This is a genomic window from Candidatus Binataceae bacterium (genome assembly GCA_035500095.1).
In the GTDB taxonomy this organism is placed as follows: Bacteria; Desulfobacterota; Binatia; order Binatales; family Binataceae; genus JAKAVN01.
Genome location: DATJXN010000120.1, coordinates 22,661 through 36,094, shown reverse-complemented (window position 1 = coordinate 36,094; position 13,434 = coordinate 22,661). Strand labels below are relative to the sequence as shown.

Genomic DNA, 13,434 nt, shown 5'->3' with positions numbered 1-13,434 from the left:
TCGTTCCCCCATGCCGCGCCCGGAGGAAGGAATCGCCCGCAAGGCCGCAGGCAATCCGAAGCTCGGCGAGGTCGAGCGGCGGATGGCGGTGTTCCACGGGCGGCTCAAGGAGCGCGGACTCAAATCGACCGGCCAGCGCGACGATATTGCGCGCGTCTTCTTCGGGCTGGGGCGTCATGTCAGCGCCGAGGAGCTTTACGCCGAGGTCAAGAAGGTCAATCCGCACGTCGGCTATGCCACCATCTACCGCACGCTGCGCCTGCTCAAGGAATGCGACCTGCTCTATGAGCGCCACTTCGACGAAGGCCAGGCGCGCTACGAGGTTGCCGGCGACCATCATCACGACCATTTCATCTGCGAGCGCTGTGGACGCATCATCGAATTCGAGAACGCGGCGATCGAAGAACTTCAGCAGACGGTCGCGCGCGAGCTTGGCGTAATGCTGACCCACCACAAGATGGAGCTTTACGGGCTTTGCTCCGAATGTCGCGCGCGTCCCGCCCGCTAAAACCGCCTCCGAACTTCCTTGGACATGGCGGCGCGCGGCTCTGTATGATGGCGCGGGGATGCGACCAGCGGAGCATCACTGACAAGCAACGCTCACACTCCGGGTCGGCACGGCCGGACCCAAGCCGGATCTGATAAGGATTGCATATGACACAGCAGCAGCCGCAGATGCTCGAGGGTTTCCACGTGCTCGACTTCACCCACTACGTGGCGGGCCCGACCTGCACGCGCATCCTGGGCGAACTCGGCGCGGACGTTATCAAGGTCGAGCGCTCGCTCGATGGCGATCACGTGCGCGCGCTCGGGATCGTGAAGGACGGCATGAGCAGCTACTACTTCCAGCACAATCACTGCAAACGCAGCCTGGCGGTAGACCTGCGCAAGCCGCGCGGCAGGGCGTTGCTGCTCGCGATGATCCCGAAGATCGACGTGGTGGTGGAGAACTTCGCGCCCGGCGTAATCGCCGACATGGGCTTCGGCTACGAGGCGCTTGAGAAAATCAATCCGCGCCTGGTGATGTGCTCGATCTCGGCCGCCGGACAGAGCGGGCCGCTCAGCCGCCGGCCCGGTTACGACTATATTGGCTCGGCGCTCGCGGGCGTCACCGATCAGCTTGGCGAGCCCGACCGCGCGCCGATCGTGCCCTCGATGGCGATCGGCGACATTTCGACCGGCGTGGCAGCTGCGATGGCGGTCGGCTTCGCGTTGCTTTCGCGCGAACGCACCGGCAAGGGGCAGTATATCGACGCCTCTCTGATGGACACTTACTTTCACATGCACGAGTTGTTCGTGCCGGTGCTCTCGCTGCGGCCCGGCCGCTACCATCCCAAGCGCAACGGCTCGATGCATCCTGCGGGCAGTCCGTGCGGCGTCTACAAGGCCAACGGCGGCCATATCATGCTGATCGCGCAGCAGCACGAGATGCCGCGATTGCTGCGCGCGATGGGCCAGCCGGATCTGATGAACGACGAGCGCTTTTCATCCAACGGGCGCAGGGTCAAGAACAACGCCGCGCTGCGCGAGATTATCGAAACGTGGCTCGCGACCTTCCCCGACCGCGACTCCGCTATCGCCGCGCTCGACCGCGAGCGCGTACCCTGCGCGCCCGTGCTCAAGCTGGAAGAGGCTATGGAGCATCCGCACATGCGCGGCCGCAAGACCGTGCGGCGCGTGCGCGACGAGACGCTCGGCGAGCTCGATATCCCCGGGATGCCGGTCAAGTTCTCGGACTGGCCCGAGCGCACCGACGTCAAGGCGTCGCGCGTGGGCGAGGATAACGCCGCCGTGCTGCGCGAGATGCTGGCGCTTTCCGACAGCGAGGTTGCCGCGCTCCATGACGAAGACGTGCTGCTGCGCGGCGGGCCTGCGGATGAGACCAAGGTGGCCGCGGGCAACGTGGTGATCGAACCGCATCGCGGCTGAACGCGCCACCCGCCGCACGACGGGCGGGGACAAAATCGATGGTCGATGAAGCACGCCGGACCCAAGGCGCTCGAAGCGATTGAAGCGCTGCTCGAAGAACTCCGGACGATCCCCGGCCTGACCGAGCGCAAACGCGGCATCTTCTATCGCGGCGCCGCCGCCTTTCTGCATTTCCACGAGGACCCCGCCGGGATGTTCGCCGATTTGCGCCGCGGTGCGGACTTCGAGCGCTACGCTGCGAATACGCGGAGCGAAATCGCCGGGCTGCTCCGCGCGGCGCGAGCCGAGGCTCGCAGGCCCAGCAGCGCATGATGATGTGAAGCCCGCCGCTGGGCTTTTCGCTATTTCTTCTATTGTAAAACGCCCGCGTACAATGTGGGGAACTTGTTTCTCCGGCCGGTCGTTTAGTGAGGTGCGGGGCTACTTAGGCAAAATCATGGGCATCTCATCCGAAAATTGCCTGTTCTGGTTTGCTTTAATCTTGTCAAAGGATTAGACCGAGCTAGTCCGAAGATAAGTCTGAGTAATCCAAGACGTTAGTTTCAGCCTTGGTTGACGGGGGTCGCAGGTGACTTCTGGCAAGGCGAATCGAGCGTTCCTAGCAGCAGGCGCGAGGGCTCTGAGGCGCTACTCAGGGCCGCTTGTCGCTAGCTCCGTCGCGGCCGTGCTCCTCATCGCGGCCGTGGCCGTCTTTCGGATTAGCCGAAACCACTTTTTTACACACTCTTCCTTTCCCGCGCTCCTCGACATTTCCACCGATCCCTCGATGAGCGTGATTGGCGCGATGGTCGAGCGCGGCGATTTGTGGGGAGCGAGCGCGCGGATTGGAAGCTCGTATCGATTCGACAAACCGGCGGGCCTCGCGGCATTGCGGTCCTTTTCCGTGCTCGTGCTGCGCCGTGGCCTGTATGAGTCCGACCCGTACGAGCGCTGCTACGCGATCAGCGCGCTTGCCGCTGCGGGCGACCACGACGAGATTGCGCGTCTGGTCGAGATTTTTGAGGGCACCCGCAAGCCCGCCCTCAGGATGGCCGTGGCGGATGGACTGGGAGATGTAGGCGACGCGGACGCCGTGGAAGCTCTGGGCCAGCTCTATCTCTCGACCGCACCCGCGTACCGGCGAATCGTCGTGGACGGAGCCGCCGAAGCTCACGACCCGGGCGCGAGCGAATTGCTGGGGCGCGCCTTGGAAGGTCCGGATCGAACGACGCGCATCGCCGCCGCGCGGGGACTGGGCCAGCTTGGGAACCGCGCCGCGATTCCCGTCCTTAGACGATTCGCCGCCGCGGCGCGGGATTCCTTCGAAAGAGCCGGCGCGGCGTACGCGCTGTTGCGCTTGGGTGACGGCTCGGCGGTTCAAATCGCCGAGCCTATCCTGAGCGGCAGGGTCGACGATGACGCGCGCGCGATGGCCGCGGTAGCGCTCGGCCGGGCGGGCGATCCGCGCGTGGCCGGCCTGCTGCGGGAGGCGCTAAGCGATCGCAATATTGACGTGAGAATCGGCGCGGCGGCGGCGCTCACCCATTACGGCGACCCCGCCGGCGCCGCCTACCTCAAAGCCGCAATCCAGGACGACGATTCGATCACCCGCCTCCATGTGGCTCAACTTCTCGACGAAGTGGAATTCCGCAACGCGCGCGACGTCGTGATCGCGGCGGTCGCTTCGCCGGACTCCGAGTTGTCGCTGATGGGCATTCGCGCGGTGGGCTTGTCGGGCGGCGCCGCCGAAGTCGGATTGCTCGTCCGGACGGCAGATGAGACCGAGGATCCGATGGCGCGGGCCGAGGTGGCATGGGCATTGGGCAGAATCGGCGGAGATCGCTCGGTTGTGCCGCTCATTGCGATGGTCGCGGAGCTCGACCATACGGTGCGCTACACGGCGGCGGACGCGCTGGATCGGACGGCGATGCGGCTGCTGGAGGGCAAATCGTCGGGCGGGGCATGAATCAGGGAAGAACGTGTGAGTTGGGGGCAAGCGTGAAGATAGGGATCGGAAGTCAGGAGGGGATCATCGAGGGCTGAATTTCGAAACGCATCACGAGGGAGGACAGCGAAAGGGTTATGTGGATCAAACCGAAGATGACTGAGGCGGCGGGAAGCAGGTGCATCGCGCTGGCAGGGCTGTTGGTCATTGCCGGTGCCTTGCTTTGCGCGCGTCCCGCCATGGCGCAGGACGTAAAGAGCTACACCAGAGCCACATTCGACCAGTGGTTGGCCAAGTATAAGGACGCAAAGCCCGACTTCAAGGTCGGCGACGTGCTCACCGCAAAAGATCTCGAGCGCATGCGGCCGTTCATTTTTCCCGGCTATCTCGAACAGCTGAACTTCCCCGAGTTCAAGGCGCCGATCGCGGCTCCGGTGGACCATACTCCCCGCCAGGACTACATGGCCTGCACGGAGAAGTATCAGTCGCAGGTCAAATTGCTCCCGGATCACACCGTGGGCAACTACGTATGCGGACAGCCGTTTCCCAATGCCTCGGTCAAGGAAAGCGATCCTGACGCCGGATGGAAAGCGGTCTGGAACTACGAGTATCGATGGCAGAGCTTCGGATTCTCGTGCATGGCTCCAGCCACCTGGGACCGCTCTGGCGGCTCGCACGACATCCCCACCTGGGAGCTGCCTCCGACCGACTGGATGAACAGCGCGGGTTGGACGGAGTCCGGCGTGAATCCGAGATTGCCGTCAGCCGAAGTGATGAAGCTGATATATGGCGGCGGCGGCAACTTCCAGCGCACGCTGGATGCGTTCTATCGCAAGGTCTTCTATACGCATCTTGCGATGCTGGAGAATCACACGCTGCCGGTGCCTAATGCTGCAGCGTTCGAGTTCAAGGAGTTCACGGGTTTCTACTCGCCGTTTGACATCCGCGGCACCGCGTTCATCATCTACCGTTACGCCGACCCGCATCGCGAAGACGACGGCTGGGCCTATATCCCGAACCTGCGCCGCGTGCGCCGTATTTCGGCCGAGGTCAAGTCGGACTCGTTGCTGGGCACCGACCATACGCTCGAAGATTTCTACAGCTTCTCCGGGCGCGAGCTCGAGTGGCACTGGCGTTTCCTCGGATGGAAAGATCAGCTGGCGGTCGTCGATTCCGTTCACGCATATACCTATCTTTACGGCCCCAACGGAATCATCCCGAACGATACGTGGACGATGCGGCGCTTTGCCATCGAAGAGCGCACGCCGCTCAGCGAGCGTCATCCGTACAAGAGCGTCGTCGAGGATTGGGATTCGCAGAACTATGACGCGTGGCTGATGGAAGCCTTCGACCACAAGGACAAACTCTGGAAGGTCTGGGAATTCCAGAAGAAGTGGAGCGAAAGCTTCGACAAGGACGACTGGATGTACCCGATCAACAAGGGCGTCTTCACGACAGAGTTCCAGTCGGTGCAGGTGCTCGACGTGCAGAACGATCGCGGCACGATCTGGATCGTTCCGGGCGGCTTCCCGAACCTGAAGGGACCTGAAGCGGAGAAGCTCTACGACATCAACAAGCTCGAAGAGATCCATCGCTAGGCAGTTGGTGAACGAATGAAAATGGCGCTGCCGGGCCGCGCGCGGCCCGGCAGCGTCCTTCCAACGCCGATTCGGCGCGCGCGCGGCCTCTGGTGCTGGCGCCTATCTGCGGGCCGGCGAAAAATCGCGAAAGAACTGCCACATCTGATCGTTAGCGTCGATGACCCGCGTGCCGCGTCCCAGGTAGAAAACCGAGCGCGATGCGCCCGGCCACACATGCCCCGAGCCTGACAGCTTCCACAGCACGATTCTGCTGCCGTCGCGGCAGGGCCCCCATTCGTAGCGGGTCGCGGTGTTGCCCGCATCCGCAGAGCCCGAAGCGCCCTTCAACTCCGGCCCGACCTGCGCCCCTGACGGACAGCCGTCGAATCCGCGCCATCGCACCACCTCTTCATCCACTCCCGGAACGCGCGGATAGCGCGTCGCGCGAGAGAGGCCGCCGAGCAATCCGGGGCGGCCCCCGTAAGGCACGTAGCGATCGTCGACGCTATTGAAGAGCATCAGCGGCATCGCCCGCGCGGGTCCTGACGCCTCGACCATCAGGGCGCCCTCAACCGGCGCGATTGCCGCGATAAGGTCCGCGGCCTCGACCCCGAGCCGGAAGGCCATCATTCCGCCGTTCGAGATGCCGGTCGCGTACACCCGCGCGCGATCGACGCGGACTCGCGTGGCTAGGTCGTCAAGCAGGGCCCTGGTGAAGCCAACGTCGTCGACACGGTTGCGCTCGGCATAGGCGCAGCATCCGCCGGCGTTCCAGGTGAGCGCGCGCGTGCCACGCCCGGTTCCGTTCGGATACACCGCGAGGAAGCCGGCGCGGTCGGCCGTCGCGTCCATCGCCGAGTACCACTCCTGCTGCTGCGCGTTGCTACCCGCGCCGTGAAAATTCAGGATGACCGGGAAGGCTCCGTCCGCGAAGCTCTGGGGAGGAACGTGCACGATGTAACTTCGCGCAAGTCCGCCGAAGTGGAGCTTAATCCGATGGCTCCCGGGGCCGAGCGTTTCGCCGCTCGCGCCGACGCCCGCGGGCACGGACGCGACGAGGGCGATCAGCGCGAAAACCGCGCGGCCGCGCCGTCCGCGGCCGCGCCCGCCCGAGCGGCTCAGAGCAGACCTTCCTTGAGCGCGTCATCGACCGCGCCGATATTGACGTAGTGGCCTTTGGCCATCACCGCGAGAAAGGCGCGCAGCTCGGCGTCCGCGATAGTCCCGAGGTTTTCCTCGATCTTGCGGATTACCCAGCGCTGGCCGCGGTTGAGCAGCTCGAGCTTGCCGTGGAAGTCCCCCACCGCGCGCACCTTTTCGACGAAGTCGCCGGTCTTGTTTGACGCGACGCCGCCGAGACGGCGGACGTGCGCCGCAAGCTCGCCCGCGTAGTAGCCCTCGTCGTGGCCGACCTTTTTGAGCAGTTCGCGAAGCTCGAGCGAGCGAGCCTCGGCGGTCAGTTCGTGCAGGACGCGGCCGCCGGCGCGCTCGGCCTCGCCCAACGTGTTGAGAAAACCTTCAAGCTGCGCGTCCATCGCAATTTCTCCCGTGGTTTCTCCTTCAGCTTTTCACCGATGTCTCCGGCCACCTGAGTTTTTTCGCGGCGCATCAAATCACCGGCGCCACCGGACATAACACCGCGCGAAGCCATCCGCCATGCGCGCCGGCCGCAGCGTTGAGCATCCAGACCATCGCGCGCAGTTGCGCGGAGATGCCGGTGCGCAGCGCACCGTCGTTGCCCAGATTCCCTTTCATCAGGCTCTTGAACAGCCCCGGCGGCGCCGGCAGTTCGACTGTCCCAAGCTTGGTGTCCTCGGGTATCTTGGCGAGCTTCCGCGCCGCTTTGATCGCCTCGTCGAGGCCGCCGATGCCGTCGACGAGTTTGAGTTTGACCGCCTCTGCGCCGGTCCAAACGCGGCCCTGCGCAATCTGGTCGACGCGCGTGGGAGTCAGGCCGCGTTGCTTGGCGACGAGGTTGACGAAATGCTGATAGGTCTCACCCAGGAGCTGATCGCGGAACAAGTGCTGCTGCGCAGGGGTGAAGTCGGCGAAGGCATCGAACATCGTGGCGTTGGCGCCGTGTGCGATCGCAGCGCCGTTCACTCCGATCGAGGTCAAGAGCGGCGCGATATTGAACTTGCCGCCGAGCACGCCGATCGAGCCCGTGATGGTCGCCGGCTCGGCAAAAATCTTCTCGGCCGGCATCGCGATCCAGTAGCCGCCTGAAGCCGCGTAGCCTGACATGCTCACTACCAGCGGCTTTTCCTTGGCCAGCAGTTCGGCCGCGCGCCGGATGAGCTCGGAGGCGATCACCGAGCCGCCGGGCGAGTTGATGCGCAGGACCACCGCCCGCACCGAATCGTCGTCGCGCGCCTGGTCGAGCGCCTCGACCAGGTCATCCGAGCCGACCGCGTCGCCTCCCGGCGAAAGGAGCGGATCGAATCCGCCCTGTCCCTCTTGAATCGCACCGTCGGCGTAGACCACCGCGATGCTGTCGCGATGGCCGAGGTGCGGCAGCAGCGGAACTTGCTTGTAGTCGGAGTACTTGACGATCTCGTGGTCGTGCCCGCTCCAGGCCTTGACCCGGTCGGTGAATTCGTCGCCGTACTCGATCCGATCGATGAGGTGGGCTTTGAGCCCGGCCTTGGCGCTGAGCGGCGCCTGGTCGATCAGCGCGCGGAGCTGCGCGGGTTCGAGATGGCGCTCGCCGGCGGCCGTGGCGACCAGCTGATCGAACAGACCGCCCGCCAGTGCTTCATCCTCCTCGCGTTGAGCGGCGGTGAAGTCCTTTTCGGTGAAGATGTTGGCGGCGCTTTTATATTTGCCGATCGCGGCGAAGTTGGGTCTGATCCCGACCTTGTCGAACAGTCCGCGCGCGAACAGCTCCTGCAGCCGCACGCCCATCAGCTCGATCTCGCCCTCGGGCATCATCGAGACCTCGCCGGCGGCTGCCGCGACCAGGTAGGGCAGATTGCCGGAGTCGAAGTCGCCGGCGCTTTCGAGATATGCGGTGGTCCATTTGTGATGAGCCGCGAAGCCGCGGATGAGCGCACTCAATTCCTGGGCCTGCGCGAACTCCATCTCGGGGTCAGTGATACGGATTGCGAGCCCGACGATTCGCGGATCGTCGGCCGCCTCGCGCAGCGCTCGGCGCGCCACGTTGAGCGGCGTGCGGTTCTCGTCAACCAGTCCGCGCAGACCGTCCGTGCCGCGCTCGATTACCGGACCCTTCAGCGCGAGCTCGATCACCGAGCCGGGCGCAACGCGATGCGACCACCATTTGACGAAGTGACTGATGATGCCGAAGACGATTAAGATAACGGCCGTTCGCACCAGCCATCGCAGCATCCGTTTGATCATGCCCTGTCTCCTATCCAGCCGCGAGCCTGCGCTCCGGGGATTTTGCGCGGTCTCTTGAAAAGCCGCGAGCCAAACCCCAATGATAGCCAACCACAACCCGGCTGGCGGGACCAGTACCGCCGGGATTGGCGGAAAACTGGCGGCGATGAAGGAGGATACCGAGCGCAGAGGAGCGGCGCGCCGCACGGCGCGCCGGGAGCCGCGATGAACGGGGCTGGCCCGGACTCGCGCGCCGCCGCGACTCCAGCCCCGGCGCTGCTGATGAGCGAGCAGCCGATGGGCTGGCCCCAGTACCGGATCGTCACGCTCTGCCTCGTCGCCTGGATCTTCGACTTCTACGATCTCATCCTCTACTCGTTTTTGATGGTGCCGATGGCGCACGATCTGCACCTGGGCAAGCTCGAGGCGTCATTCGCGATGGGCCTCTCGTTGCTGATGACGGCGCTCGGCGGGCTTCTTTTTGGCTTTATCGGCGATCGCTTCGGCCGGCGTCCGACGATCATCGCGACCGTGCTCATCTACGGCTTCGGCACGCTGCTCTGCGCGGCGAGCCTTAGCCTTGCGCATCTGCTGATCTTCCGCTCGCTCACCGGAATCGGAATCGGCGGCGAGTGGGCCGCCGGGCAGAGCCTGGTGGCCGAGACCGTGCCGCCCGCCCGGCGCGCGCGCTACGCGGCCTACGTTCAGGTGGGAGCGCCGCTCGGCGTATTCATCGCCGCGTTCCTCGCCGGTTACGTCACACCGGTGATCGGATGGCGCGCTACCTTCGCGCTCTCCTCGCTGCCGGCGCTCCTGGTCGCGGCCGCGGTCTGGCGATGGCTTCCGGAGAGCGACGTATGGCAGCGCCGGATGGCCGGCGGCGGCGAGTGGCTTACACGCGAGGAGCTGGGGGCCCTCCGCCCATACCTCGGAATCCTGATGCTGCTGTTCCTGGTTATCTGGGTGAACTCGGAAGCCTACTGGTTCACCTACAGTTGGATGCCCGGCTATCTGAGGCTCACCCGCAATTTGAGCGACCGCGCGGCGAGCCGCCTCATGATGGGAATGCAGATCGGCGCGGTCGCCGGCTACGCGAGCTTCGGCCTCCTCGCCGACCGCTTCGGGCGGCGGCCGGTGTATTCGGCCTTCGCCGCGATGATGGCGTTCGGGCTGCTGCCCGCGACCATCCTGTGGCCATGGGCGATTGGGGTGCCCGGGCTCGTCGCGGGCGCGATGGCGCTGGCGGGATTTGGCACCGGCATCTGGTCGGGCACCGGGCCGATCGTTTCCGAACTGCTGCCGACCAAGGTGCGTAACTCAGCGCTCGGATTGCTGCTCAACGTGACCCGCGGCCTGCAGTTCTTTACCCCGATGGCGATCGCGGTGATGAGCCGCTCAATCGGGTTCGGCGCGGCGCTGTCGATCGGCGCGGCGTTCTCGGCGCTGGGCTCGATGCTGATCTGGCTGATTCCGGAAACTCGCGGCCGCGTGCTCACCCGGCTCGACGAGGACCTGGTTGCGCGCTCTCCCGATCCCGCGCCCGCCACCACGCTTTCGTAATCGGCGCCTACTTGCCGCTCTGGCTGTACTCGGCGCCGTCAAGATAGGACCATCGCCGTTTCCCGTCGCTTACCTGCGAAAAAATCAGCGTGGTCGAGACGGTTGCCGCCGCGGGCGCCGGCAGCGTTCGCCCGACCGTTATGCGCGACTCCGTCGTTGAGCCGGTGAACTTCCTGTCGGACAGCGCCTCGTCGAGCACGCGGCCGGCGCCCTGTTCTCCGGGCGGCAGACCCATCGCCCGCGCGATCGTCGCCCGTATGTCGAGATTGCCGCTCGGATACGGATCGACGAAGCCGCGGCGGAAATCCGGGCCGACCGCCGCACAGAAGTTGTGCAGCTCGCGCGCGCCTGCCGCCGCATGCATGCCAAGCCCCGTGGTGAAGCCGCCCCATCCCCCGGCGTCGGCGTACATCACGCCCTTGACCGGCACGACCAGGGCGTCGGAGCGATTTTTTCCGGTGCTGCCGCTCGATGCGCCCTTGGCGTCGAGTACGTAGACAGGCGCGTTCGGCCCGGTGAGTCCGCGATTATCCACGTCGGGCAGTTCGCGAAACGAGACCACCAGGTCGGGCGCGTCGAAATAATTCTCGCGCCCGATCATCGCGACGACGTCGAGGCTGAACGTGCCGTCGATCCATCCCGAGTGGCCGACTGTCACTTTGCCGTAGGTTTTGCCGGCGCCATCGAGCGCGCGCTCCTCGTCCGCGCTCCGCGTGAAAAGCGGCCCTGCCCACGGTTGCGCCTCGATGAAGTCGGTTATCTTCTGCAGCGTCGCACGCCGTGATTCCATCGTCGGGAACGCCGCCCTGGAAAGATCGATCAAATCGGTGCCGCCGTTGGCCATGACCGTGATGTCGCGGCTCGTTGCCGACTGCTTGAGCCCCTTGGCTATCAGCATCTGCGCAAGCGGCACCATCGCGCGGATCGTCGCGAACCCGTGGTCCGAGATGACCATCAGGTCGGTGCGGTCGGCGATGCCGAGCCTTGCGATCGCGGCGCGGACGCTCTGGAGGTTCGCGTCGCATAGCTTGAGCGCATCGAGGTTGGGCTGCGTGCCGAGGCCGCGATGATGCTGCGTGAGGTCGGGATTGTGTTGCCAGAAGACGACCAGCGCCGGATGGCCGCCGAGCGCGGCGTCCCGCGCTTCCGGCAGCGCCCGCTCGGTCACGACGCGGGCGAAATAAGTGTCGCGCATGCCGTCGGCCACGCTCTCGCTTTTCGCATCGGGCGGCGCGGGCGCCAGCGCGCCATTGAGCGAAGGCGGCGCCAGAAGGTCGTCGCTCACAAAAATGTATTTGCCCGCATCGATCGGACCGCCGGGCGCCGCGTCGCCCGAGACGCTGTCGTCGAAGAGAAACGTCGGCCCCCGCTTGCCGACGATCGCGAGGTAGCCGCCCGCGCGCCGCACCTGCTGCCCGATCGATTCGGAGCCGAGCAACGCGCCGTTGAAAAACTTCGGCCCGTTGAGCGCCGCGAGCGCGGCCGAGTTTTCCAGGTTGACCGGCTCCTTCGCCCACGCGTCATCCGGCGCAAGCGCGATCTTGTGCGCGCCAAGCCGCCGCGCGAGCGACACCTCGTCGCCGAGAATCGCCGTCGTGCCGGGCGGCGTGCCGGTCGCGAGCGCCGCCGCGTCAACCATCGTGATCGTCGGGTAGACCGAATGCTGCCGCGCGAAGCGCACTCCTCCGTTTGCCATCGCGAACAGGTTCGGCGTGCGCTCGGCGGTCACAAAATCGGGCCGCAGACCGTCCCATACCATCAGGACGAAGATCCGCGCGGGCAAGATCCGCGACGGACGAACCGCCGTCTGCGCCTCAGCCTGACAAGGCCGCGCAGCCGCAAATCCGAGCGACAGCGCGAGCGCGCAGCCAAGCAGCCGGAGCATCGCATGCGGCGCGCGCCGGACGGATTTAGGTATTCGCTGCAAGCAAAGCGGCGCCCCTTTTCGAAAATTGCCAGGCCGCGTAGCGCGCGCCGCGCGCTCAGCGCATCAGGTGCGTCACGAACCAGTCGCGCGCCGGATACGCCGCCTTCTCGAAATCGCTGACGTACGCGTCGAAGTGGCCGCCGTCGAGCAGCACCAGCCGCTTGGGCTCGAGCGCCTCGTTGTAAGCCGCGATCGCCATGTCGGCGGCGGCCAGCGTATCGCCCGTGGCGACGACCAGCATCAGCGGCGTCGGGCTGATCTTGGCGATGTAGCTTCCGGGCTCGTACTCCATCAGCATCTCGAGCGTGCGCAGCGTGACCTCGTTGCGCCAGGCCTTGGCGCGCTCGCGGCCAGTGTCGGTGAACCACTGGTAGGAATCGGGGGTGGGCAGGGCCGAGGGCGCGAGCGGATCGGCCGCGACCACCGGGATCATCGCGGGCGGCTCGCCGCGGAAGCGCGCTTCGCGGTCGGCGTCGAGCTGCGCGCGCAGCGGGCCGAGAAAGTCGGGCCGCACGAGGCGCTGGACGTTGCGGTAGCCGCTGATGAGCGGCACCTGCGAGACTACGCATTTGACCCGCCGGTCGATTGCGCCGACCACTAGCGCATGGCCGCCGGAGTAGCTCGAACCCCACACGCCGACGCGCTCGGAGTTGACCTCGCGCTGCGCTCGCGTCCACGTGATCACGTGGCGATAGTCGCGCACCTGCGCCCACGGGTCGATCTCCTGGTGCGGCTGGCCGTCGCTCGCGCCGAAGTTGCGGTTGTCGAACACCACCGCGGCGAGGCCGGCGGCCGAGAAGCACTCGGCGAAGCGGTCGAGGTACATCTCCTTGACGGCGGAAAAGCCGTGCGCCATCACGATCGCCGGCGCCTTGCCGCTTTGGCGATCGGGCGTGTAGAACCATCCGCGCAAAATCGTTCCCTCGGCGTTGATCTCGATGTCCTTTCGCATCGGTGTCGCTCCTTTTCGCCTTTAGTGGGGCCGGGATCGCGCCGTGGCCGGCCGGCAACGGCTTTAGTCCGACCTCGCTGTTCTCCCCGCCGCCGATTCTTCCGATACCTTTTGGCGCCCCACCTATACACCGGGAACACCCGCGCGCGCCAACCCGCGGGGTGCTGTGGACGAACGCGCCGCGCGGATAGCGCGCGCGCGTGCCAGGGAGCGCTCTATTTGG

11 protein-coding genes are annotated in these 13,434 nt (G+C 65.7%); 6 read left to right on the top strand and 5 right to left on the bottom strand.

Annotated features, from left to right (window positions below; translation table 11 throughout):
* Positions 1-10: 10 nt before the first annotated feature.
* From VMI09_12390 to VMI09_12370, 5 genes are all read left to right on the top strand, one after another.
* The gene (locus VMI09_12390; protein ID HTQ25488.1) at positions 11-508 is read left to right on the top strand and encodes a transcriptional repressor; all 498 of its coding nucleotides are present in this window, start codon (positions 11-13) and stop codon (positions 506-508) included.
* A 146-nt stretch (positions 509-654) separates the two neighbouring features.
* Complete coding sequence (locus VMI09_12385) at positions 655-1,929, top strand: CaiB/BaiF CoA-transferase family protein (protein HTQ25487.1); 1,275 nt, start codon at positions 655-657, stop codon at positions 1,927-1,929.
* Positions 1,930-1,974: 45 nt separating this feature from the next.
* Positions 1,975-2,241: a hypothetical protein gene (locus VMI09_12380; protein ID HTQ25486.1), complete on the top strand. Its 267-nt coding sequence runs from the start codon at positions 1,975-1,977 to the stop codon at positions 2,239-2,241.
* Positions 2,242-2,695: 454 nt separating this feature from the next.
* Positions 2,696-3,874, top strand: a complete 1,179-nt coding sequence (locus VMI09_12375; protein ID HTQ25485.1) for a HEAT repeat domain-containing protein — start codon at positions 2,696-2,698, stop codon at positions 3,872-3,874.
* 218 nt (positions 3,875-4,092) lie between these two features.
* Positions 4,093-5,451, top strand: coding sequence for a DUF1329 domain-containing protein (locus tag VMI09_12370; protein ID HTQ25484.1), 1,359 nt, complete (start codon positions 4,093-4,095; stop codon positions 5,449-5,451).
* Between the two features lie 102 nt (positions 5,452-5,553).
* Here the strand turns inward: VMI09_12370 and VMI09_12365 are convergent, their stop codons facing one another.
* From VMI09_12365 to sppA, 3 genes are all read right to left on the bottom strand, one after another.
* The gene (locus VMI09_12365; GenBank protein HTQ25483.1) at positions 5,554-6,387 is read right to left on the bottom strand and encodes a PHB depolymerase family esterase; all 834 of its coding nucleotides are present in this window, start codon (positions 6,385-6,387) and stop codon (positions 5,554-5,556) included.
* 164 nt (positions 6,388-6,551) lie between these two features.
* Positions 6,552-6,968, bottom strand: a complete 417-nt coding sequence (locus VMI09_12360; protein HTQ25482.1) for a DUF6306 domain-containing protein — start codon at positions 6,966-6,968, stop codon at positions 6,552-6,554.
* 73 nt (positions 6,969-7,041) lie between these two features.
* Positions 7,042-8,793 (bottom strand): signal peptide peptidase SppA, encoded by a 1,752-nt coding sequence (sppA, locus tag VMI09_12355; protein ID HTQ25481.1) that lies wholly within the window; start codon positions 8,791-8,793, stop codon positions 7,042-7,044.
* A gap of 204 nt (positions 8,794-8,997) precedes the next feature.
* Between sppA and VMI09_12350 the strand changes: the two genes are divergently transcribed.
* Positions 8,998-10,332, top strand: coding sequence for an MFS transporter (locus VMI09_12350; GenBank protein HTQ25480.1), 1,335 nt, complete (start codon positions 8,998-9,000; stop codon positions 10,330-10,332).
* A 7-nt stretch (positions 10,333-10,339) separates the two neighbouring features.
* On the opposite strand, the gene VMI09_12345 is transcribed toward VMI09_12350, so the two are convergent.
* Both VMI09_12345 and VMI09_12340 read right to left on the bottom strand, forming a co-directional pair.
* The gene (locus VMI09_12345; GenBank protein ID HTQ25479.1) at positions 10,340-12,217 is read right to left on the bottom strand and encodes an alkaline phosphatase family protein; all 1,878 of its coding nucleotides are present in this window, start codon (positions 12,215-12,217) and stop codon (positions 10,340-10,342) included.
* A 97-nt stretch (positions 12,218-12,314) separates the two neighbouring features.
* Positions 12,315-13,211, bottom strand: a complete 897-nt coding sequence (locus VMI09_12340; protein HTQ25478.1) for an alpha/beta hydrolase — start codon at positions 13,209-13,211, stop codon at positions 12,315-12,317.
* Between the last annotated feature and the right edge of the window lie 223 nt (positions 13,212-13,434).

Coding starts and splice junctions, on each gene's coding strand:
- VMI09_12390 (HTQ25488.1), top strand. CDS start 11: ATGCCGCGCCCGGAGGAAGGAATCGCCCGCAAGGCCGCAGGCAATCCG.
- VMI09_12385 (HTQ25487.1), top strand. CDS start 655: ATGACACAGCAGCAGCCGCAGATGCTCGAGGGTTTCCACGTGCTCGAC.
- VMI09_12380 (HTQ25486.1), top strand. CDS start 1,975: ATGAAGCACGCCGGACCCAAGGCGCTCGAAGCGATTGAAGCGCTGCTC.
- VMI09_12375 (HTQ25485.1), top strand. CDS start 2,696: ATGAGCGTGATTGGCGCGATGGTCGAGCGCGGCGATTTGTGGGGAGCG.
- VMI09_12370 (HTQ25484.1), top strand. CDS start 4,093: ATGGCGCAGGACGTAAAGAGCTACACCAGAGCCACATTCGACCAGTGG.
- VMI09_12360 (HTQ25482.1), bottom strand. CDS start 6,968: ATGGACGCGCAGCTTGAAGGTTTTCTCAACACGTTGGGCGAGGCCGAG.
- sppA (HTQ25481.1), bottom strand. CDS start 8,793: ATGATCAAACGGATGCTGCGATGGCTGGTGCGAACGGCCGTTATCTTA.
- VMI09_12350 (HTQ25480.1), top strand. CDS start 8,998: ATGAACGGGGCTGGCCCGGACTCGCGCGCCGCCGCGACTCCAGCCCCG.
- VMI09_12345 (HTQ25479.1), bottom strand. CDS start 12,217: ATGCTCCGGCTGCTTGGCTGCGCGCTCGCGCTGTCGCTCGGATTTGCG.
- VMI09_12340 (HTQ25478.1), bottom strand. CDS start 13,211: ATGCGAAAGGACATCGAGATCAACGCCGAGGGAACGATTTTGCGCGGA.